Origin of the sequence: Desulfoprunum benzoelyticum (genome assembly GCF_014201505.1) — a bacterium.
In the GTDB taxonomy this organism is placed as follows: domain Bacteria; phylum Desulfobacterota; class Desulfobulbia; order Desulfobulbales; family Desulfocapsaceae; genus Desulfoprunum; species Desulfoprunum benzoelyticum.
In genome coordinates this window covers 326941-350252 of the sequence record NZ_JACHEO010000001.1, presented here as the reverse complement: position 1 = coordinate 350252, position 23312 = coordinate 326941, and the positions used below count along the sequence as shown (strand labels likewise).

The 23312-nt window shown below is 52.2% G+C and carries 14 protein-coding genes; all 14 read left to right on the top strand.

All coding sequences use genetic code 11. The features are described 5' to 3' along the window. The first annotated feature begins 14 nt into the window (after positions 1–14). Complete coding sequence (locus HNQ81_RS01515) at positions 15–833, top strand: ABC transporter permease (RefSeq protein ID WP_183347560.1); 819 nt, start codon at positions 15–17, stop codon at positions 831–833. After that, positions 823–2157: an ABC transporter ATP-binding protein gene (locus HNQ81_RS01510; RefSeq protein WP_183347558.1), complete on the top strand. Its 1335-nt coding sequence runs from the start codon at positions 823–825 to the stop codon at positions 2155–2157. The genes HNQ81_RS01515 and HNQ81_RS01510 overlap by 11 nt, the downstream gene beginning before the upstream one ends. Then, positions 2154–7208, top strand: a complete 5055-nt coding sequence (locus HNQ81_RS01505) for a glycosyltransferase family 2 protein (protein WP_183347556.1) — start codon at positions 2154–2156, stop codon at positions 7206–7208. Before HNQ81_RS01510 ends, HNQ81_RS01505 begins: the two co-directional genes overlap by 4 nt. Before the next feature lie 101 nt (positions 7209–7309). After that, positions 7310–8035, top strand: a complete 726-nt coding sequence (locus HNQ81_RS01500; RefSeq protein WP_183347554.1) for a hypothetical protein — start codon at positions 7310–7312, stop codon at positions 8033–8035. A gap of 57 nt (positions 8036–8092) precedes the next feature. After that, positions 8093–8455, top strand: coding sequence for a hypothetical protein (locus tag HNQ81_RS01495; protein WP_183347552.1), 363 nt, complete (start codon positions 8093–8095; stop codon positions 8453–8455). Between the two features lie 53 nt (positions 8456–8508). Then, a complete protein-coding gene (locus HNQ81_RS01490; RefSeq protein ID WP_221270803.1) occupies positions 8509–10287 on the top strand; it encodes an LTA synthase family protein in 1779 nt (592 codons plus the stop codon). Positions 10288–10526: 239 nt separating this feature from the next. Next, positions 10527–11927 carry a hypothetical protein gene (locus HNQ81_RS01485; protein ID WP_183347549.1) on the top strand — a complete coding sequence of 467 codons (1401 nt, stop codon included), beginning with the start codon at positions 10527–10529 and terminating at the stop codon, positions 11925–11927. A 229-nt stretch (positions 11928–12156) separates the two neighbouring features. Beyond that, entirely contained in the window at positions 12157–14514 is a 2358-nt protein-coding gene (locus tag HNQ81_RS01480) for a glycosyltransferase (protein WP_183347548.1), read from the top strand. Between the two features lie 182 nt (positions 14515–14696). Next, positions 14697–15608, top strand: a complete 912-nt coding sequence (locus tag HNQ81_RS01475) for a glycosyltransferase family 2 protein (RefSeq protein WP_183347547.1) — start codon at positions 14697–14699, stop codon at positions 15606–15608. A gap of 37 nt (positions 15609–15645) precedes the next feature. Continuing rightward, positions 15646–17700 (top strand): HAD family hydrolase, encoded by a 2055-nt coding sequence (locus HNQ81_RS01470; protein ID WP_183347546.1) that lies wholly within the window; start codon positions 15646–15648, stop codon positions 17698–17700. Then, a complete protein-coding gene (locus tag HNQ81_RS01465) occupies positions 17681–17947 on the top strand; it encodes a hypothetical protein (protein WP_183347545.1) in 267 nt (88 codons plus the stop codon). Before HNQ81_RS01470 ends, HNQ81_RS01465 begins: the two co-directional genes overlap by 20 nt. Next, positions 17947–19821, top strand: a complete 1875-nt coding sequence (locus HNQ81_RS01460; RefSeq protein ID WP_183347544.1) for a DUF2142 domain-containing protein — start codon at positions 17947–17949, stop codon at positions 19819–19821. The genes HNQ81_RS01465 and HNQ81_RS01460 overlap by 1 nt, the downstream gene beginning before the upstream one ends. Positions 19822–20189: 368 nt before the next feature. Beyond that, the gene (gene asnB / locus HNQ81_RS01455; RefSeq protein WP_183347543.1) at positions 20190–22175 is read left to right on the top strand and encodes an asparagine synthase (glutamine-hydrolyzing); all 1986 of its coding nucleotides are present in this window, start codon (positions 20190–20192) and stop codon (positions 22173–22175) included. Positions 22176–22215: 40 nt separating this feature from the next. Next, positions 22216–23295, top strand: a complete 1080-nt coding sequence (locus HNQ81_RS01450) for a lysylphosphatidylglycerol synthase transmembrane domain-containing protein (RefSeq protein ID WP_183347541.1) — start codon at positions 22216–22218, stop codon at positions 23293–23295. Positions 23296–23312: the final 17 nt, after the last annotated feature.

Genomic DNA, 23312 nt, shown 5'->3' with positions numbered 1-23312 from the left:
GAGGAGATGTCCTGATGCAGCAATTTTCTATGGCCCCGAGTGAAATGGTTGCCAGCCTTTGGCGTAACCGCTATCTGATCAAGACCTCGATCCAGCGGGAAGTCGTCGGCCGATATCGCGGCTCTTTCATGGGCATCCTGTGGTCATTCTTCAATCCAATATTCATGCTGGCAGTTTATACTTTCGTTTTCAGCGTGGTTTTTAAGGCTCGTTGGCATGCCGGCAGCGATTCAAAAACACAGTTTGCCCTTATTCTCTTTGCCGGATTGATGGTGTTCAATGTTTTTGCGGAATGCGTCAACAGGGCGCCGGGTCTTATTCTCGCTAATACCAGTTATGTCAAGAAGGTGGTCTTTCCGCTGGAAATTCTTCCCCTGGTCAATATCGGCGGAGCGCTTTTTCATCTTTGTATCAGTTTTGTTGTGTGGCTCCTGGCTTTTTTGTTCCTATTCGGCACGCCACACCTCACCATTCTGCTGTTTCCGGTAATACTTCTGCCGCTCATCCTGTTCACCGCCGGCATCTCCTGGTGGCTGGCTTCTATCGGCGTGTATCTGCGTGATGTATCGCAAGTCATCAATATCGTTACCACCGCGCTCATGTTCCTCTCCCCGATTTTTTACTCAATCGCCAGTCTTCCCGAGAAGTTTCAGGTCTTCATGAATCTCAACCCATTGACTCCGATCATTGAGCAAACCAGGAATATTTTGTTCTGGAACAAACTTCCCGATTTGCCTGTACTCGCTGTGTGCTATGCTGTTTCGATGGTTGTCGCCTACCTGGGTTTCGCCTGGTTCCAAAAGACGCGAAAAGGATTTGCCGATGTCCTCTGATATTGCGATAAAAGTCGAGCATCTGAGTAAATGCTATCAGATCTATGACAAGCCGCGGGACCGTTTGCTGCAGATGCTGTTTCGTGGCCATCGCCAGTACTATCGAGAGTTCTGGGCGCTGAGAGACGTTTCTTTCGAAGTCAAGCGGGGGGAAACAGTTGGTATTATCGGTCGGAACGGCAGCGGCAAGTCCACTCTGCTACAGATGATCTGCAACACCCTCAACCCGACCAGTGGTGCCGTTGAAACAAAAGGGCGTGTGGCAGCTCTGTTGGAGCTTGGTTCCGGGTTCAACCCTGAGTTCACAGGGCGTGAAAACGTATATATGAATGCTTCTGTACTGGGATTGAATCGTGAAGAAATTGATGCACGTTTTGATAAAATTGCAGCGTTCGCCGATATCGGTGATTTCATTGAGCAACCGGTAAAGACATATTCTTCGGGTATGTATGTGCGTTTGGCCTTTGCAGTCATCGCCCATGTCGATGCCGATATTCTGGTAATTGACGAAGCCCTGTCTGTGGGGGATGCGTTTTTTACACAGAAATGTATGCGCTTTCTGCGAAGATTTATGGAAGATGGGACGGTTCTTTTTGTCAGTCATGATACCGGGGCGGTCATCAACCTCTGCAAGAGTGCCATCTGGTTGGAGCAAGGGTATGCCAAATGTCAGGGAGAACCCAAGGAAATTGCTCAACTGTATTTGAAAAAACTGTATGAGTCCGACCAAGGTGAAAGCTCTTTGGTTGTTGATGAAAATTGCGACTGGGAAAAACAGAATGTCGAAGCTCATATTAGGGATATGAGGCTTGATTATATAAATTCAACCAATTGTCGAAATGATATCGAGTTGTTTAAGTTTGTCCCTGACGCTGATGGATTCGGTAAAGGCGGTGGAAGTATTATCTCCGTCCAGTTTCTTGACACAAATGATAGTCCGATTTCCTGGATTGTGGGTGGAGAAACAATTAGGCTGGCGATAGTATGCCAAGCTCATGTTGATTTGTTCAGTCCGATTATTGGTTTTTTTGTGAATGATAAGTTAGGGCAAAATTTATTTGGTGATAATACTTACAACTTTTCAATAAATGATCCATTAGTAGTTTTTTCTAAAACTAAATTTAAAGCTGTTTTCGAATTTGTAATGCCGATTCTACCTACAGGTGACTATTCAGTTACAGTTGCCTTAGCAGAAGGGACCCAGCAAGATCACATTCAACATCATTGGCTGTATGATGCGCTCTTGTTTAAATCGCATAGTAGCAGTGTCAGCACTGGGTTGATCGGAGTCCCCATGCAAAAAATTAATTTGAGCAGAATATGAACAATATCAGTCTTCTTGAAATAGCTTCATTTACTCCCGGATCGCTACAATTTCCTGGTGGTTGGGTGGGTCATATACCATTCGCTGCCTGGGTGATCCAAGAGGTGCGACCAAAAATGTTTGTCGAGCTCGGAACCCATTCCGGGAATTCCTATTTTGCATTTTGCCAGTCAGTAGCAGAGTCCGGCATTGCTACCAAATGTTATGCTGTTGATACCTGGCAAGGAGACGAACATGCCGGACGATATAGTGATGATATATTTAAAAATGTGAATGTGTATAATCAAGAACATTTTGGTGGATTTTCCCAGTTACTGCGCACAACCTTCGACGATGCGGTAAATTATTTTTCAAATAAATCCATAGGTCTTTTGCATATTGATGGGTTGCATACCTACGAGGCAGTTCTTCATGATTTCGAATCATGGTTGCCTAAACTTTCTCCCGGAGCGGTTGTTATGTTTCACGACATCAATGTCCGCGAGAGGGATTTTGGCGTTTGGAAACTCTGGGAAGAATTGAAAATTGAATATCCTTGTTATCTCGAATTTCTCCATTCACATGGTCTTGGAGTCCTGCAGTTGAACGACGCGCCAGATGACAAGAGATTGGAATGGTTAAGTCAATGCTCAACTGAAAGTCATAAGATTGTAAAATATTTTGCTTCGCTAGGTAATCGACAGCTTCAAGTTTATGATTTAACTGAATTGAGACGACATAGCACCGCGCTGGAACAACATAGTTCCAATCTCGAGCAAGTGGTTGAAGCACGAGATTCTGAGCTAGCCCTTCTCAAACAACATAGTTCCAATCTCGAGCAAGTGGTTGAAGCACGAGATTCTGAGCTAGCCCTTCTCAAACAACATAGTTCCAATCTCGAGAAAACGGTTGAAGCACGAGAGACGGAAATTGCGTCACAATTTAAAAATAATAACTTGGAGATAGCAGGGAAAAGAGAGAAGATCAACGATCTTAATGATGTGCTTAATGTTTGTGACGAGCGGTTTGAGATATATAAAAATTTTCAGAAAGAGCAAGATAATAAAATTTTACTAATACATCATGATATTGTTAATAACCCAATTTTTAAGTTCGGTTCTGTATTGAATAAATTCAGTTTTCGAAGATGGAGTGAGTATCTGAGATTGAAAAAAGAAATAGAGGCACAGCCTTTATTTGATTCGGAATGGTATTTAACTCGATATCCTGATGTGGAAACATCCAAAGATTTTCCCCTTCGTCATTATTATTATTTTGGAGTTGAGGAGGGGAGGGATCCTAACCCCTACTTTGATACTCGCTGGTATTTGAATCAGTATCCTGATGTGGCTGAAAGCGGAAGGAATCCGCTTCTCCATTATATGAAACATGGGGTTGCGGAAGCTAGAAATCCATCTCCTTACTTTGACATCCGCTGGTATCTGAATGAATATCCTGATGTTGCAAAAAGCGGGATCAATCCATTGCTGCACTATATCAAATTTGGTGCAGCGGAGGGGAGAAATCCGAATCCGTTTTTTCATACTCGTTGGTATCTTGAGCGTTATCCGGAGGTCGCGCAAAAAGGTATGGAGCCTCTTGTCCACTATCTGGCGTGCGGCGTCCATGAGGGAAAAAATCCCAATCCCCATTTTCACACGGAATGGTATCTGGACGAGTATCCAGATGTAGCTCGTTGTGGCATAAATCCCCTGCTTCATTATATCCAAAATGGGGTTCAAGAAGGCAGAAACCCCAATCCCTACTTCGATACCCTTTGGTATCTACGACAATATCCCGAGATCGCTGAAAGCGGTATTCACCCCTTTGTTCATTATCTGCAACATGGGCCAGTGGGGGAGACGAACCCCAATCCCTATTTTGACACAGGATGGTATCTGCGAAATTATCCGGACATTGCCACCAATGGGTTGGACCCCCTGTTGCATTATATTCTCTATGGTGTTCGCGAAAAGCGAAACCCTAGCCCGCACTTCGATACCCTCTGGTATTTGCAGCAATATCCCGATGTCGGCGAGAGCGGCGGCGATCCCCTGTTGCATTTCATCAGGCATGGGGTGAAAGAGGGGCATGATCCCAACCCTTATTTCGACACCCGCTGGTATCTGCTCCAGAATCCGGATATCCTCGAAAGTGGGATGAGTCCTTTTCAACATTATCTTCAGGTGGGAATGAAGGAGAACAGGCAACCTCATCCGGACTACGACACTTGGACCTACCAGAGTGATTACTGCAAGTGGCTTAGAAAATTTCACACCCTCGAGGATGAGGACCGGAATTTAATTGCAGGCCATATTCATGATTTCAAATATAAACCGATCATTTCCGTACTGATGCCGGTGTATAATCCGCCGCCGCAATTTCTTGATGAGGCTATCCTCTCTGTCAAGAATCAGTTGTATCCGCACTGGGAATTGTGCATTGCCGATGATGCTTCGACGGATCCTGAAATCGTGCGAATCATTCATAAACATATGAATTCCGATGGACGGATAAAAGTCGTCTACCGAAGCGAAAACGGTCATATTTCAAAATCCTCGAATTCTGCCTTGGAACTGGCTACTGGTGAATTTGTCGCCTTGCTCGATCATGATGATCTTCTTTCGGAGGATGCGTTGTTTTGGGTGGTTGAGGCTCTGCAACGGCAGGTGGATGCCGGATTGATCTATTCCGATGAGGATAAGATTGACGTGCAGGGGAACCGGATGGATCCCTATTTCAAGAGTGACTGGAATCCGTTTCTCTTCCTGGGACACAACATGATCAGTCACCTCGGGGTGTATAGGACTATGCTGGTCAGGGAGGCAGGGGGGTTCCGGGTCGGATATGAGGGATCGCAGGATTATGATCTCGCCGCTCGGATTGTTGAGAGGCTGGAACTTCAGCAGATTGTCCATATTCCCAGGGTACTGTATCACTGGCGGATTCTGCCGGGAAGCACCTCTGCCGGTATCGGAGAAAAACCTTATGCCCAGATCGCCAGCGAGAAGGCGATCAACGAGCACCTGCAACGAATGAATATTCCTGGCAGGGTGGAAATGAACAGGGCACTTGGGGCTATGCACCGGGTAATCGTTGATTTGCCGGCAGATCCTCCCCTGGTCTCCATCATTATCCCGACACGCAACGGTGAAAATCTGGTACGGCAGTGCATCGAAAGCATCTTTGCGAAGACCTCCTATCCAAACTACGAGATCATTCTTGTGGATAATGGATCCGACGATCCTGCCGCGCTGGCCTTTTTTGCCGATCTTTCAAGCAAGGGGAAGGCCCGGGTGCTGCGAGACGATGGACCGTTCAATTTTTCCCGGTTGAACAATAAAGCTGCACGGGAAGCCAAGGGCGATGTTCTGGTGTTGCTGAATAACGATACAGAAGTGATCTCGCCGGAATGGCTGGCCGAAATGGTTTCTATCACCGTGTTACCGAAAATCGGCGCGGTTGGCGCCAAACTTCTTTACCCTGACCAAACCTTACAACATGCAGGTGTCGTCATGGGTGTAGGGGGATGTGCGTCCCATGCGCATACGAGATTTTCAAAAAAATCCGGTGGGTATTTTGGTCGGGCACATCTGCTGCAGATGTATACGGCGGTTACAGCTGCATGTATGGCTGTACGAAAAACGGTCTTTGAAGAGGTTGGTGGGCTTGATGAAGATGGGCTGAAGGTCGGATACAATGATGTTGATTTCTGCCTCAAACTACGAAAGCAGGGATACTGGAATGTCTGGACTCCCTTTGCTGAATTGCTTCACCATGAATCGATTTCCCGAGGGATTGAAGATACACCGGAAAAGAAGTATCGTTTTTGGAGTGAACAATCGATAATTAAAAAACGCTGGCCCAATAGCTATTTTCATGATCCTGCGTATAATCCGAATCTGACCTTAGATAAAATTGATTTTTCATTAGCGCGGCGGCCGCGATTGACTCTTGTCGCACGTTGTCAGCCTCAGGCCTTGCCAAAGTCATTGGTTCGGCCGCCGGCCGATGAAAAATTGCACGTACTGGTAGCCGTGGACCGAAAAAGTCAGGCACGGCCCCACCGGCTGCTGGCCATTGCTGAATCCCTGCTGCATCAGGATCTGCTTGGATCGTATATCGCTGCAGATCAACACGGGGTGGTTCAGAGTTCACCGGGTGCACCGGGGTGGATCAACTGTATTTGCGTGGATGGGGATGCCTCAGATTTCCCTTGGTTTCAACGCAACGTGCGAGCACGGCTCCCCTACCTTGTCGACTGGGTGGTCCCGCCGTCTGGTACGTTGCCGGGAGGGGGAAAATTGACGGAAGATAGCTACCAGTCTCTGGTGCATGCAACTGCGATTTCTGTAAACAGTGCGGAACTCCTGCGTTGGCTAGAACTCACCGCGCAACTTGATCTGATGTTTTGCGGTCAGACCATTCCGGACGGGATGGCCTGTCCTGCAACATCGGCCGTATCTAAAAGACCGTGTGGGATATTCTGGAGACTTGACAGCGTCAATATCTTACCCTCTAACATAGATGAACTGCTCCAGGTGGTGAATGAATTTTCGATGCAGCATCAGCTGCCGGTGTATTGTGAAGGAGAGTTGAATGGAAAACTGCTTGGGAAGTTGAAAAACCATGTTTTGCTGCCCTGTTCAGGTGATGATACTCTTCATTCCCTCCTGCAGGAGCGAGGGCCGCTTATCGGCATTGCTCCGGTGCGTATCGAGGAGGAGAGTGATAACCCTTCCTTCCTCCTCACGGATAACAGAATGGCTGAATTTGGCGGGCAGGGCATTGCCGGGGTATACAGCGCCATTCGGGCCTATCGCGAAACAGACCTGCGTACAGGTAGGGTCGTGGAAAACACTGGTGAACAATGGTTGGCCGCGCTAAGACAACTGTTTGCTGACAGCTGTCTGGAAGAAGCGGGAAAAGGAAAGAGAATCAGAGAACTGAGATCAATGGAACGATTATCCTGGGAACGCTGGTTATCGATTTTGAAAGATGCGACCTTGATTGAACCAGTTTCGGTTTCAATTCTTCTGCCGCAAGAGGATGAAAAAAAATCTTTTAATTGATTCGACCTGCATATATTTTTAGATATCATCAGTGATGAAATAAAATTACTTTTAAGCAATAAAAAAAATTTTTTAGATATCTATCTATTTTTAATGATAAAATGATAAAAAAAGCGGCTCAATTTCTATTAAAAATAATTTTATCTTTATTTTTTTTGATATTTTTTAGTGATGTAAGTTTTGCTAAAAACTCTAATAGTGATGAATTCACTGTTAGTATTAATGCTGAAAATATTAAAATTTATAAAGCAATTGAATATATAAAAGAAAAATATGGATGGGATGTGGTATTAAGTGATAGGTTGAAATCAAAAAATTTTTCTGGAAAATATATAGATGAGCCGCTCAGAACATTTTTCAAAAAGATCCTAAATGAAAAAAATATTGCAATATTGTATGATTACAAAATAAAAGTAATTAAAGTTTGCGCATATGGCCTATCTATTAATAATGGCAATGGTGATTATGCTAACTTATCGATAAGTGAAGTGGATAATAAAATACATCATAAAGAAGACATGCATAGATCAGCGATAACTCATCCGCTCACGGATCTAGAGATCGAAGAGATGAATGAACGTCGAAAATATGAGCAGATGCTGTATGAAAAATGGGCTAATAACCCGGCTTCATATGACCCCATAACTGGAATGACGTTAGGAAAAATGGAATCGATCAAACACTCGGAACAGAAGGCGTATGAAGAATGGGCGAGTAACCCAAATTCAATTGATCCTGTAACTGGAATGACTTTAATGGAGATGGAAACATTAAGAAAATTCGAACAAAAAACTTATGAAGAATTAAAAAAAATAAATACAAACTAAAACTAGTTTTATGATGAGAATTGTCTTGATCAATTCCAATTGATGGAGGGTTTTTTAATGCTTTGTAAAAAATCGATGAAAGAAATGCTATTGGTGAGCACATTATTGTTGAGTTGTGTGAGTATATCTTTTGCTGAAGCTGATGGCGCTTATTGTTCTGGAGTCAAGGTCATTAGTGCTGGAGCTCATACGGACGCAAAGGTAATGTTAGGTATTCATACTAGAACCGATTGTGGTACATGGCCACCTAATATACCAAGGTGGTTTTTTTTTGATAGTAGTGACCCGTCAAATGGTAACGCGATGTTGGCAACCGCACTTACTGCGCAAGTTGCTGGGATGAAATTGCTTTTGGTACCGAAAGTGCCTGGCATGAGCGAATGGAGTACCTTGCGTCAAGTTTATACACAGAGTAATTGATTTCAGTAAGTATCCACCGGCTTTGCCGGTGGATACTTACTGAACAAATCGTAATGACCGCTCCGTCGTTGTATCGCTGGATCGTTACTCGACAAAACAACATCTATGGGTCGCTTAAGTTAAATGGATACCACCCCGTTTGTAAAAAAATAGTTTTAAGCCGATTTGGCGCAAATCACTCAACAGATCTAGTTTCAATGCTGATATTTATCTACCTTCTGCTACTGGCTGGAGTTTTTTTCACCTTAAATCAGAATTTTTTTCTGATTTATATAGGCTGCATCGTAGATGTTTATGTAATATATTTAATTTTTAAGGTCACTAAGAATTGGAGTAATAAATTATTAGCGGTGGTGCCTCTAGTTCTTGGAATTATATATATAGTACAACTATATAGCGTGTATGCGGTAGGTGGGTATCTCTCTCCATTAGCAATTCAAAATGCTCAAACTGCATATACTACAGATATTAAATATACGCTTTTAATATGGGTATTGTTAATATTTGCTTTAGTATATTTAGTTGAGATGGTAAGGCCACAGAAGCAGAATAAGAACACAACTGCTGCTATAATTGTTCCGCTGTATCTTTTGTCGATTCCAATTGCTCCATTGGCTAATAACTTTAGTGTTAATGTACTGGAGTCCCCTATTCGGTCATTCGCCCTCTCCGCCTATGCAGCGTATTTTAACCCAAATAAAAAATCAGACATTAATTTTCTACAAATAGGTTCTTTGAGAAAACGACAAGTATACGAATATCGAAATAAATATATTAATGTTTCTGATAAAAATATTGTGGTCATATTTTCTGAGGGGATTTCTTCGAGATGGATCGCTCCCTACGGTGGAATTTATAGCGATCTCACTCCTAATTTAAACAAACTATATGGTGAATCTTTCGTTATTGATAATTATTATAACCACACAGCTGCAACTTTCAGAGGTCTGCGAGGTCAATTGCTCTCATCCTTCCAAAGAATTGGTGGTTCTAATGTCGAAAAAACAGGATTAATGCAGCGACAAGATTCGATAAAATCGAAGTTTAACTGGACTTATCCTGTAGAAGCACTTAAAGATGAAGGATATAAATCGTATTTTTACCTTTCTCAGGAAAATGTTTTAAATAAGATGTTGGAAACATTAAAATTTGATGAGGTGTATGGACGCACTAAACTCTCTGAACTATATCTAGATGGTAAGATTGACTCTAAAGTTTTGACCGACAAACAGTTGTTTGAATCAATGCTAAAATCTCTTATCGAAAAAAATGAAAAAGGTGAGAAATTTTTTGCGGCGCTTTATAACTTCGATACCCATAATAATTTAAATGCTGAGATTTCATATCGTGGTTTAAACAACGAAGTGCTTAATAGATTAAAAAAATTTGATTCTATATTTGGTGACTTTTTACAGGAATTTAAAAAAAGCAGGTTATCGGAAAATACAGTTTTGATCTTCACCTCAGATCACTCAACTTTCCCAGATCGTCATGCCAGAAGCGCCGACCCGCGAATGCCGCATTTTTTTGTAGATAAAATACCGTTTTTGATATATGGGAATGGGATAAAACACAATATTTTTGATGCTGAAGGTGCAACTTCAATAGCATTTATGCCCACACTCTTGGATTTTCTTGGAATAAAAAATTTCTCAAACATGATGATTGGGTGCTCTATGTTCGAAAAATGCTCAGCGAATCGATTGATTGTTATAGGTGATGAGCGCTTTCAGACATCAAGGGAGGGATTTGTTCCAATAAAAAATAACAATGAGTTTCATAAGCAGCATCAAATAGTCGATTTGAGCCTGAATTTGTCAGACTTTAATTAGTCGATCCTGTAAAATCTCCTCAAACTGCACCAATTCACAACTCTACAAATGCGGTTGCTAGGTAAACTTTGCCCGGTTTGACGCTTGGGGTTAAATCCTGACAGCCGATCGCGTCTGTGCTTACGGGGCCGCCATTGTCGACCGGTATCATTGATTTATTTTCATTTCTCGTTAGGTGGTCTTGGCAATTGTACGATGAAGTTTCGCATCAAGAACACAATGCAAAAGGAATATGTTGAATGCGTTTATTTTTTCTCTTACCCGCGAAGTATACTTATATTATCTGGTTATTTCCTGTCTTCATTATTCTTTTCTCGCTCGGCACTGCGAACTCGAAGTTTATTCCCGATGTTAGAATAGAGCACACACCGCCGGCGACAGTATCGCAGGGCCAGCGGATCCACCTCGATGCCCGTATTGCCGGTTCGGAAAGATTGACCGAGGTGCGATGCTATTTCAAATACGAAGCGGCAAATCCCTATCTGTTTGTCAAAATGAAACAAACGGAACAGGGATTCGAGTGCTGGCTGCCGGTTCCTGCGAGCCATGTCGATCGTGTCGAGTATGTCTTCGTGGCGGTGGATTCGTTCTCGCAGACCGTGCGGTCGCGAGTCTTTTATGCTTCGATAACGGGGCTACCAAAGGTTTCCGCCACACCTCCCGTGGTGATGCAGCAGGGGATAGTGCCTGTGAAATCCGAGTTCCCGATCTCATACCAAACCGCAACCGCTTTTGCGCAAACCGACCAGCCGGTGTATTCGATCGTGGCTGCGAACAAACAGTATGGAGCCCGGGCCGGGATTTATGATTCGACCCAGGAGCCCGGGTATCGTTATGGGTTGTTTGGTGGATTGGTATTGGGCCTGAACGCCCAGTATCTCTCTCCGACCCTGGGATACCAGTCTTTTGTCGCCGTCGTATCATCCGAGGTCCAGGTCCTGCTCGAGCAGGAAGTCGTGCTGGCAACCTATCCGGATATCAATGGCTCCGACTGGTCCGGGTATTTTTATGTCGTCGATAATAATGGCAATCTTCTCAGTGGTAAAAGTCCGTTGACGGCGACTGTCTATCATGACGGAAACGGTGGCGTAAGCATCGCGATTTCAACCGGGAAGTGCCCGGGCCGGGATTATTATGGCAAAGGGGATATGGATACATCTGGATTTATCCATATTTACGACTACTGTGATGACGAGTTGTGGACAACGTATTGGGTGAATGCCACATCGACACGCATCCAGATCATGGATTTCATCGACCCGCCCTACTACAAAAAACTCAACGTCGTCGATATAACCCGGTCCGACCCTCACCCCATACCTCCTGCCCCGACGTTGGTTTCGCCGCCGATAGGGGCCGTCACCGATTCCCGGGAAACGGTGCTGCAATGGAATGCTGCCGCCTATGCCGTGAATTACCAGGTACAATTGGGCAGTTCCTGCACCACAGGGACGTTGTATCAGACTCCGTCACTGCAGTACGCACTGACCGATTTTGAACCAGACAACATGTACTATTGGCAGGTTAGGGGGCAAAACAGCGTCGGTTTATGGGGGCCGTGGAGTTCATGTTGGAACTTCACAACCAGGGCTTCCTGCCCAGCCTGTCCCGCAATCAACCTGTTGCTGTTAGGCAACTAAAGTCCCGTTCGGGTTCCATTCGTCTCAGGTGTCGGCGCGTACTCCCGTCACAGGGCACATCCTTCAGGCACATTCATCGATGAGCAACAACATTTTTCGCAAAGGTTATTCCGCACTCTTCGCATGTGTCAGTCCTGGTTATCGGAAACTGAAAAGTTCCGGTATCTTTGATGAAAAATTTTACCTCCTGACCAATCCTGATGTGGCCTCCCAGGGGGGAGATCCGCTGGTGCACTATATTCGGGGCGGCTGGCGGGAAGGGCGGTGCCCGGGGCCATTGTTCGACATCGGATATTACAATGGTCAACCGACAGAGGAGGAGGCCGGCGCCTCCGAGCCGGTACAGCATTTTATCTCCAAAGGATGGCGAAGGGGGAAAAAGCCCAACCCCTTGTTCGATCCTCTCTTCTACGCCAGGGAAAACGGCGACCTCGATTTCACCGGGATTGATCCTCTCTCGCATTTCATCAGCAAAGGCTGGCGAGAGGGGCGGCAACCGCGTCCCTACTTCGATCCCCTGTATTATCTCCAGCAGTATCAAGATGTCGCAGCCGGCGGCCTGGATCCTCTGAGCCATTACCTCCAGATCGGCAGGGGGGAATCACGGCGGACATCGCTGTATTTTGATCCGGCATGGTATATCGACAGGACCCCGGTCCTGGCCGACTCGGCTGAAGACATCCTTCTTCATTACGACGAATACGGTATTCGTGAAGGCAAGAGCCCGATCCCGGTGTTCGATCCGCTGTTTTACCGGGCCAGTCTGGAGGGGGAGATCGGTGAAGCGGAGGACCCGCTCGCCCATTATCTTCGGAGCGGAGAGAAGGAGGGGCGGCGGCCCTGCCCCTGGTTCGATCCCGTCTACTATCGGGAACGCTACCTTGGCGACGGGTCGGTCTCTTCATTGGGACATTATCTGGCTGAGGGGGTGAGCCAGGGGCTGTACCCGAATCGGAAGATCGCCGAACTGCCGCAGAAACCGACGATCTCGGTGATCGTTCCGGTGTGCAATGCTGCCGCCCATCATCTCAACAACTGCATCCGCTCCGTCCTGCACCAGAGCTATCCCCACTGGCAGCTCTGTCTCGCCGACGACGGCAGCACCCAGGCCCATGTCCGGCCGTTGCTGGAGGAGTGGGCGGCGCGGGACCAACGGATCAGGATAATCTTTCTGGAGACCAATCGCGGCATTGCCGGCGCCACCAATGCCGCTGCGGCGCTGGCCGAGGGCGACTATCTGAGTTTCCTCGGCAGCGACGACGAACTTGCGCCCGAGTGCCTGTTCCGAATCGTGCAGGCAGCAGCAGACACCGGCGCCGATCTGCTCTATACCGACGAGGACCTGATCGGCGACGACGGCCGCCGTTTCAGCGTCTTCCACAAGCCCGACTACAACCCGGAATTGCTACTTTGCCATAACTACGTCACCCACTTTGTTGCCACCGCCAGAAAGCTGTGGCACGAGGTCGGCGGCTGCGCCGACGATAAGTCCGGGGCCCAGGATTACGATCTCTTTCTCCGCCTGAGCGAAAAGGCGCGGCAGATCGTCCACCTTCCCGAAATCCTGTATCACTGGCGGGCGTCAGAGACCTCCACCAGCATCGACCACAGCCGGAAGGAGTACGCCGCCGAGGCCGGTCGCCGCTCGGTGGTCGACGCCCTGCAGCGGCGGGAGATCGAGGGAGAGGTCCTGCCCACCGAGTTCAAATACTATTATCGGGTGAAACGGGAGCTGTACCTGCTGCCGCTGCTGTCGCTGGTGGTCCGCTGGACCGGCGATCGGGACGGGCTCAGGGAATGGATCGGCAACCTGGTACGGCGAACGGAGTACTCCAACTACGAGATGGTCCTCGTCGTCGACCAGGACATCATCGATCCGGGGCTGGAAGAGCAGCTGTTGACCCTCGACCAGCCGGTGCGGCTGATTGTCGCCGACCGGCAGGGTGGGCTTGCCGCCCACTACAATGACGCCCTGGCGCATTGCGACGGCGATTATGTCGTTTTTGTCCGTGACGATCTCGCCATAAACGACGGCTATTGGCTCTCGGCCCTGGTGGAATACTGCCAGCGGCCGGATACCGGGATCGTCGCCGGGCGGGTCGACGGCGATGATGCCGATGTCCCGGAGGTCACCCCGATCCCCGACATCGACAACGATTCCCCCCGGTATTACGCCCGGTTTCTCCAGCAGGCCTCCGTCCTCCTTAACGGCCTGCACTGTCCGCAGAATGTCTGGGCCCCATCCTGGGACTGCTGTGCCGTCAACCGCGATCTGTTCGATGCCTGCAACGGCTTCGACGCCGCCCGTTTCCCCGATCTCTTCGCCATGCATGATCTTGGTTTCAAGTGTCTGGCCGCCGGCTTCAAATCCTACTCTACCCCGTATTGCCGTCTGCGTCTTCACGGCGACAGGCGCAACGCTTCGACGGGCACGGCCGAGTCGTGGAAAAGGGAGCAGGAAATTTTCCAGGGCAAATGGCGGGCGGAACTGGCGCAGGGTGACCCGTACTACAATCGGGGAAGAGTGCAAGAGGCCGGAATTGACATGAGGAGGTTTGTGGGCTGGTTCGCCGGGGCTGATTCCTGACAGTATGATGGGGCGTAACCTGGGCTGTTCTCCCAAGAATAGCTTGACTTTCCGGCTGGATTTCATTACGAAGAATCCATTCCAAGCCATGCCTCCACCGACGTTGTGAGAAGGTGTCCCAGATTCAGGGGCGTTCCTTCTCCTTGTTGACCTTTTCCCAGCCAGAGCGATAGTTGTGAATTATGTCCACACCCCTTGTTTCCGTCATCATCCCGGCCTACAACCACGAACGGTTCATCGGCGCCGCCGTTGAGAGTGTCCTGGGCCAGACCTGCGCCGACCTCGAGCTGATCGTCATCGATGACGGCTCCCGCGACCGCACCGGCGAAGTGGTGCAGAGCTACACCGACCTCCGTCTGTCCTATTACCACCAGGAAAACCAGGATGCCTTCAACACCATCAATCGGGGGCTGGGCCTGGCCCGCGGCGAGTACACCGCCATCCTCAATTCCGATGACGTCTACGCCTTGGACCGGCTCCAGCGCCTGGTCGAATACCGCAATGAGACCGGCGCCGAGTGCCTGTTCACCGATGTCATCCCGATCTCCGACGAGGGCGAGGAGTTCACCGACCCGGCCTTCGGCTGGAACCTGTGGCACCAGAAGAACCGGGCCTTCTACCGGCAGTGCGGCGATCTCTACACCGCCTTCCTGAAGGGCAATTTCATGGTTACGACCTCGAACCTGTTCATGACCACCCGGGCGGTCCGGGCGGTGGGGAAGTTCTGCTCGCTCCGCTACCTCCACGACTACGACTATATCTTCCGGATGCTGCTGGCCAACCCGGGCCAGGTGCGGTACCTTCAGGACGAGAAGTTGCTGTATTACCGCATTCATGCCGGCAACACCCTCGGCGAGGCGGCGATTGCCGGGCGACTGCAGGATCAGGATCTGATCCGCAAATACCTGCTGGAGGTCATCCCGGCGGCGCAGCGCGGCTATGTCGCGGCCGGGACCGATCGGCTCGTCGAGCTTGAGCAGGAACTGCAGGCGGTGCGGGCCGCCCTGCAGCCGGCTGGCGAACAGGGGGTGCGGCCGGCCGTTCGGCAACTCCAGCGCAGCCTGAAGGCCTGGCTGCGCAAGAAGCTGGGATGATGTCCACCGACCACCTCCAACAGCAGGCCGGGATGCAATGAGCTTCGAGAAATTCCATGCCATTGAGGCGCTGATCAGACGCGGACGGGAGGTGGCGGCCGGGATGGACGTCGTCTCCTTCGATCTCTTCGACACCCTGCTGGTGCGGCGGATCCATGATCCTGATCTGGTCAAGCTCCCGGTGGCCCGGTTCATCGCTGCCCGGACCGTTGAGGCCGGGCAGCCCTGGCCGTGGCAGAAGGTCCAGAAGCTCCGCGACGACATCGAAAAGCAGCATCGCCGGGAGACCGCGAAGACCTTCGTCGATCACGAGGCCTGCTACCCGCGGGTCATGCTCGAAGCCCTGGTGCAGATCTTCGGCGCCGAGAAGGGGGGCGCCCTGCTGCCGGAGGTGACGGATTACGAGCTGCGGATGGAGAACAGCATGCTCGTCCCCCGCCGGGAGATGGTCGCCTGGCTGCGGGATCTCGCCGCCGCGGGCAAGCGGATCTTCATCCTCTCCGACATCTACCTGCCGGCGAGCCATCTCGAGGTCCTGGTCGACCATGCCGGATTCCTCGATCAGGTCGAGGCGGTGATCTCCTCTGCCGATACCTTTCTCGCCAAGGCCTCGGGCAAGGGCTACGCGCTGGTTCGGGACCGGTTCGCCCTCGCCGGACTGAAGTGGCTGCATGTCGGCGACAATCCGGTTTCCGACGGTCTCCGGCCGGCCGAGGCCGGGATCACCGCCCTGGTGCTCCATGACGCCACCGAAAAGCATCGCAAGGCGGTCGTCAAACGCTATGTCAATTACAGTGGCGGCCGTCCGTTCTGGCGGGGACGGGCGCTGCAGCAGCTGATGCAGCCGCTCGAGGGGGAAAATCTGCACCGGTCCGAACTCTATGTCGAGGGGTTCAACTTTCTCGCCCCGCTGCTGGGCGGCTTTGTCCAGCATATCGCCGAGCAGTGCCGGGCCCGCGGCATCGGCAAGGTCTTCTTCCTGTCGCGCGAGGGCTGGACCTTCAAGCGTTTCTGGGAACAATCGATACCGTATCTTTTCCCCGACGGCCGATTGCCGGAGATCGAGTATCTCTATGTCAGCCGGATGGCCCTGGCCGGGGCCAGCTGCGCTCATCAGGGTCTGACCCGGGCCAATGCCGACATCGCCTTCCTCCCCCCCGGCAACCGCGATTTCCGCGACCTCTGCCGGATCTTCAACCTCGATGTCGCCGCGCTGGCGCCGCATCTGCAGCGCCATGAGCTGGCGGTCGACACCTGCCTCAGCCACCTCCATGAGGGCTATGTCCCCTGGGACAAGGTGCGGTTCTACGAACTGCTGGAGGATCAGGCCTTCCAGGACGAGATCAAGCGCCAGGTCGCCGAACCCGGGGAAGCCCTGCACCGCTATCTGGCCGGTGCCGGCTTCTTCGCCCACCGCCGGGTGGCGCTGGTCGATATCGGCTGGCTCGGCACCATCCAGCGCTTTCTCTACGAGGCGGTGCAGCATCGGGACGACTGCCCGGTCTGCCATGGCTTCCTCTTCGCCGCCACCCGCGGCATCCCCTATCCGACCACGGCGGGCAACTCGGTCGAGGGGGTGATCTACGACCGCGACCGCTTCGACATGGCCGGCAGCACCATCCTCTACGCCCGTGATCTGTTCGAGGAGGCCTGCCGCGCCCCCCATCCGACGCTCAACGGCTACAAGCTGACCGCGGAAGGGTATGAGTTGCAGTTTCGCGGCACCGACGACAATACCGGCCAGGCCGAACTGCAGCAGGACCGGTATTTTTCGCCGCTGCAGCAGGGGGTGTTCGATGGCGCCGCCCGCTATGGCGCGGCCTCGGCCCTGCTCGGCTACTCGTTGCCGGATTACAAGCCCTGGCTCAACTGCCTGCTGGCCGGCAAACTCGCCTTTCCGCGTTGCCGGGAGGTGACGAGGATCCGGCAGCGGCACCACCTCGATGATTTCTATGGCCGTCATGTGCCAAAAAAGGTACATGTCAAAGGGAGCCGTCATCTCTGGGATTCCTCCCTGTGGCGATTGTCGCTCGACCCTTTGCTACGGTTGCGATACTTTCTGAGGCATCTGCGTGAGCGCATCAAAGAATAACGACACACCGGTGATGTCGAGAAATTTCGACCTTGGCGGGTTTGAATGCCTCCGAGTGGCGAGGCTGCTGATGCTCAACCGGATCATCCCCATCGGCAATTTCGGCGGCGGGGGAGGGGTGCGGTGTCTGGTGGTGCTGGCGATTCTCCATCTGCTCGGCCGGCCCATCTTCAGGTTGTTGATCCATTACGAACACCGCCTGCATTCGCTCTATATGTTTATGAAAAAACTGAAAAACAGACGTTAATGGGAAACCTTTTCGGCCAATTCCGGCGGCACTGGTTCATTGTCGTCGTCTGTCTCGCCGCCTGTGCCGCCTTCTACGCCTTCTTCATCAACAGGGCCCATGTCGACCTGATAATCAACGTCGACAAACGGACGACCTTCAAGATCTACTGGGCCGAGGCCGGCGAACATTTTTCCGAAAAGAAGATGGCCCAGGTCCTGGTCAAGCCCGAGCGCCAGAAATACAGTTTCTTCCTGACCGATCTCAAGAATATTGCCTCGCTTCGCATCGATCCCCAGGAATACGTCGGCCGGAGCACGATCGAGGAGATCCGGATCGAGCAGAATGGCCTTCAGGACATCGTTTTGACCTCGAGCGAGGATTTCGCTCGCCTCAAACCGCTTGATCAGATCGAGGGCCATTCGACCGCCCAGGATACGCTGGTGACCGTTTCCAGCGGCAGGGATCCCAATTTCTCCCTCGAAGTTCGTGCCGTCGCCGAACCGTTCGACTGGGGCAGTGTCGTCGTCGGCTGGGTCTTTATCGGCACGATCATCCTCCTGGTCTACGGCGCCACGCACCACCTCGGTTTTGCCTTCCGCTATGTCCCGGTCCTGCTGATGGCGGTACTGCTGTACGCCGCCACCATGGCGCTGATCAGCGAGCGCAACGTTCACCCGGATGAGTATGTCCATATTGCCGCGGCGCGTTATTATCAGGAGCACTGGCTGCCGCCGGCGATCGGCGATCCGGCGGTGGTCGAGACCTATAGCATCTACGGGGTTTCCCGGCTGAACTCCAACGAGATTTCCTATCTGTTCTGCGGCAGGATCGCGAAGATCGTCGCTCCCTTCCAGCTCCCCGAACACCTGGCCTCGCGGGTCCTCAACCTTCTGCTGCTCGGCCTGATCCTGCTCTTCACCCTGCGGGTGCCTGATTCCCGTCTGGTCGCCTTGCCTTTGCTGCTGAGTCCCCAGGTGTGGTACCTGTTCAGTTACTGCAATTCCGACGCCTTCGCCCTGACTGTGGCATTTTTTGCCGGCTGTCAGGTCGTCGTCCGCACCAGTGCCCTCAACCGCTTCCTGCTGATGCGGCAGGGAGCGCGGCGGTGGGGGTATCTGCTCGTCGCCGCCGTGGTCTTCGGCCTGCTGTTCCTGTTGAAGAAGAATTTCCTCGTCTATACCGTCTTCCTGTTGTGGGTCATCCTGGTGACAATCTGGCGCCAGACCGACAAGGAAGAACGGCTGGCCCGGGTGCGGCGGATGGTCGCCGTCTGTCTCGTCGGCCTGTCCTTGCTGGCGGTGAAAATTGCGGCCGATTATCAAGTCAACGGACTCGACCGCCGGGAGAAGATTCTGGAGATGCGCGACAAACTGGCTCATCCTCTTTATAACCGGCATACGCCGCTGGAAAAGCAGCATGCCAATCTCTACATGAAAGAGCGGGGGATCACCCTGGCGCGGATCATCCATCAGGACCGGTGGTTCGAAAAGACCTTCCGCAGCGCCTTCGGCGTCTATGGCTATTCGACGATTTCGGCCGGCTTCGTGTACTACGATCTCGTCCGCTGGACCGGTTTGACCTTTCTTGCCCTGGTCCTTGTTTCCCTGCTTGTCCGGGCCGGGATCTATGTCAATCTGCAGACCCTGGCGGCGGTCGGGCTGGCGGCGGCGCTGATCGCGGTCGCCCTGTACCACTCGTGGACCAAGGACTTCCAGCCGCAGGGGCGGTATCTGATTCCGATCCTGCCGATGCTGGGAGTGCTGTGCGTCCAGGGCAAGGAGTATCTGAGCGCCAGGATCATGACCTTCTTTACACTGTGCATGTTTCTGCTCTCCAGTTATTCCTTTGTCTGCCTCGGGCTGCTGGAAATCCCGCGTCTGCTCCGGATCTGACACAACTTGCCTCCATCGGATAAATTCCTGTTGACTTTGCCTGTCATATAGCGCGCCAGCGAGAAATTTCGTTGTTCCCGGCAGGGCGAAGGATGTGAAGCCGCCCCTGTTGTCATTTCGACGCGAAGCGAGAAATCTTGTTGTTCAGACAGGATCTCTCCTTTGTATCTTCGGTCGAGATGACAGCGGGGGAAGGTCGAGATGGCAGGAAATCTGTTATGATGACAGGTTGGGAGTAGGTAGGGACAACACCGAATATGTCGAGATGACAGGGTGCATCGCGCCGACAATTCGAGTATATAGAGGACCATCTGCCGGCAATGGCAGCATTTTTATGCAAAAGTACTTCTGCGTTCAAAGAGTGAACTATGTGCGGTATTTGCGGTGAAGTCGGCAGGGCTTACGGTTACCGGGTCGAAAGGGCGTTGATTGGCAGGATGACCGATGCCCTGTCGCATCGCGGTCCCGATGATGACGGCTACCATGTGCACGAGATGGTCGGCCTGGGACAGCGGCGGCTGAGCATCATCGACCTGTCGACCGGCCATCAGCCGATCGCCAACGAGGACCAGACGATATGGGTCGTTCTCAACGGCGAGATCTACAATTTTCAGGCGCTGCGGGAGCAGCTGCTGCAGGCGGGGCATCGGTTTTCGACCAATTCCGACACCGAGGTCATCGTTCACCTGTATGAGGAGGAGGGGGTTGACTGCCTCAACAGGCTGCGGGGGATGTTCGCTATCGCCCTGTGGGATGAGAAGGAAAAAACCCTGCTGCTGGCCCGGGACCGGCTTGGCAAGAAACCGGTGTTTTACGCACAGCTGCCGCAGTCACTGATCTTTTCCTCGGAGGTCAAGTCGCTGCTCGTCGACGACCGTCTCGGCCGACACCTCAATCCGCTCGCCGTCCACGATTTTCTGTCGTTCAAGTTCATCCCTCGCCAGGACGACCTGATCGCCGGGGTCCATAAGCTGCCCCCCGCCTCGTACATGATCTACCGCAACGGCGAGGCCACGATTCGGCGCTACTGGCAGCTGCAGTATGCCACCAACACAAGCATGACGGAGGAGGAGGCCCTCGCCGGCACCGAACAGATCCTGAGCGAGTCCGTCCGCCTGCGGATGATCAGCGATGTCCCGATCGGCGCCTTCCTCAGCAGCGGCCTCGATTCGGGGATGATCGTCGCCCTGATGAGCCGCATGTCCCCCGACCCGGTCAACACCTTTTCGATCGGCGACCAGACCCAGGGCTACAACGAGCTGCCCAACGCCCGGCTGATCGCCGAACAGTGCCGCACCAACCACAACGAACTGGTGGTCCATCCCGATGCGGTGAAGATCCTTCCCGATCTGATCTGGCATCTCGACGGGCCCTACGCCGACGTGCCGGCGCTGCCGATGTACTATGTCGCCAAGCTGGCCCGCGAGCACGTCAAGGTCGTCCTGACCGGCGACGGCGGCGACGAATCGTTTGCCGGATATGATCGCTATATCGCCAATCTGCTGCTGGCGAAGTACCGCTCCTGGCTTCCCGGTCTCATCCGGGAGAAGATCGTGCCGGCCGTTCTCAATCTCTTCAAGGAGAAGACCGAACGCAAGAGCTGGCGGCAGTCATGGCGCTGGTTCAACACCATGTCGATGCTGCCGGACAACGAGTGCTATGCCCGGGGCATCAGCTTCTTCCATTTCCAGAACGAGGACAAGGAACTGCTCTATACCGACGCCTTCAAGGCGATGGTCAGGGGCCACAACTCCCTTGACGGCATCCTGTCGCGCTTCGCCGATGACCGCGTCCACGACCCGGTCAACAAGATGACCTTTTCCGACCTGATGATCCGGGTGCCGGAATACTCGAACATCAAGATCGACCGGATCACGATGATGCACGGGTTGGAGGCGCGCTGCCCGTTCCTCGACCACAAGCTGGTCGAGTTTGCGGCGACGATCCCCACCTCCATCAAGATCCGGCACCTGCGGCGCAAGCATCTGATCAAGCAGCTGGCGAAGCGATACCTGCCGCCAAAGATTGTCGGCCTGCCCAAGCAGGGCTTCGGTTCGCCGATCAATACCTGGCTGCGCGGCGATCTGCGGGGCCTGGCCGAAGGACTGCTGCACAACTCGAAGCTGGTGAAGGACGGACTGTTCCGCCAGGACTATATCCAGACGCTGCTGCACCAGCACGCGTCGCAGCAGTTCAACAACGGCACGCGGATCTGGGGGCTGATCAACGTCGAGATCTGGTACCGGATCAACTTCGGCGACCGCAGCCCGGTGGAGATGAAGGAAAACATCAAGGACCTGTTCCACGCCTGGCAGTACGGTCAGGCAGGAAAATCAAAGAGTTGGCAGCTGTAGACGGTTGCCGGGAAGGGATCGGAGTCCGGAACGTTCAGCTATGAAATTCACCCGCAAACAGTATGTCAGGGCCCTCAAGGTCGTCATCAGCGTCGCCTTTTTCATCGTCCTCTTTTCCTTTGTGCAGGGCAAGGAGCTGATGGCGATGTTCCGGCGGATCGACTGGCTGTACTTCACCCTGTCGTTTGCGCTGCTCCCGGTCATGCTGTCGGCGAGCTGCCTGAAGTGGAAGGTCATCCTCGGCGACAAGGGGCGCCATATCTCCTTCGTCCAGTTGCTGCGGATCTATGCGGTCGGCTATTTCTTTTCCAACCTCCTGCCGTCGACGGTCGGTGGCGATGTGGTCCGGTCCTACTATTCCGGGCGGCTCCTCAACAATCAGGCCCTGGCCGCCGTCAGCATCTTCGTCGAGCGGTTTACCGGCATCCTGCTCCTGTTTTTCCTGGTCGCCTTCGCCCCCCTGCTGGCCCCGGAGCTGTACAGGACCCCGTATATCCTGGTCCCGGCCGGCGCCGGGCTCGTCCTCCTCGCCATCACCTGGTGCCTGTTGCGTCTCAGGGACCCGCTGGCCTTGCCGAAAAAATTCCTCGAGCTGACCTTTTCCCTGCTCCACGCCTTCAGCACCTGGACGGGATCGGCCCTTGTCGCCAAAGCGGTCGGAGTGCTGGAAGGGGGGTGCGGTTTCATTCTGCAGAAGCTGCAGCGGGTTCGAACCGAGCTGGACAACGCGATGAGCGCCTTCCGCCAGGACCGGGTCTATCTGCTGCGGGTGGTCCTGTTGACCGTGCTGTTCTACTTTCTGACCTGGGTCAACGTCTATATCTCGTTTCGCGCCTTTGGCGTCACCCCCGATTTTCTCCATGTCTGCGCCCTGGTGCCGGCTATCCTCTTCGCCGCCCATGTGCCGGTGACCCTGCTCGGCAACCTCGGTTATTTCGAGTCGGTCTTCGTCTTTTATTTCCTGCTGATCGGCATTCCCGGGGCGGAGACCCTGGCCATGGGGATTCTGCTGCGATTGAAGATGCTGACCATGGGGGTTATAGGGTATATTGTCTATCTGTTCTACACCCACAAGCGGAAAGAAGAATTCGCCGGCCTTGAAAATTTTACCCGACAATAATGAAGGTTGACGGTCGG

Excerpts from the sequence above, each read along its gene's own strand:
- HNQ81_RS01515 (WP_183347560.1), top strand. The coding sequence starts at position 15 with ATGCAGCAATTTTCTATGGCCCCGAGTGAAATGGTTGCCAGCCTTTGG.
- HNQ81_RS01510 (WP_183347558.1), top strand. The coding sequence starts at position 823 with ATGTCCTCTGATATTGCGATAAAAGTCGAGCATCTGAGTAAATGCTAT.
- HNQ81_RS01505 (WP_183347556.1), top strand. The coding sequence starts at position 2,154 with ATGAACAATATCAGTCTTCTTGAAATAGCTTCATTTACTCCCGGATCG.
- HNQ81_RS01500 (WP_183347554.1), top strand. The coding sequence starts at position 7,310 with ATGATAAAAAAAGCGGCTCAATTTCTATTAAAAATAATTTTATCTTTA.
- HNQ81_RS01495 (WP_183347552.1), top strand. The coding sequence starts at position 8,093 with ATGCTTTGTAAAAAATCGATGAAAGAAATGCTATTGGTGAGCACATTA.
- HNQ81_RS01490 (WP_221270803.1), top strand. The coding sequence starts at position 8,509 with ATGACCGCTCCGTCGTTGTATCGCTGGATCGTTACTCGACAAAACAAC.
- HNQ81_RS01485 (WP_183347549.1), top strand. The coding sequence starts at position 10,527 with ATGCGTTTATTTTTTCTCTTACCCGCGAAGTATACTTATATTATCTGG.
- HNQ81_RS01475 (WP_183347547.1), top strand. The coding sequence starts at position 14,697 with ATGTCCACACCCCTTGTTTCCGTCATCATCCCGGCCTACAACCACGAA.
- HNQ81_RS01470 (WP_183347546.1), top strand. The coding sequence starts at position 15,646 with ATGAGCTTCGAGAAATTCCATGCCATTGAGGCGCTGATCAGACGCGGA.
- HNQ81_RS01460 (WP_183347544.1), top strand. The coding sequence starts at position 17,947 with ATGGGAAACCTTTTCGGCCAATTCCGGCGGCACTGGTTCATTGTCGTC.
- asnB (WP_183347543.1), top strand. The coding sequence starts at position 20,190 with ATGTGCGGTATTTGCGGTGAAGTCGGCAGGGCTTACGGTTACCGGGTC.
- HNQ81_RS01450 (WP_183347541.1), top strand. The coding sequence starts at position 22,216 with ATGAAATTCACCCGCAAACAGTATGTCAGGGCCCTCAAGGTCGTCATC.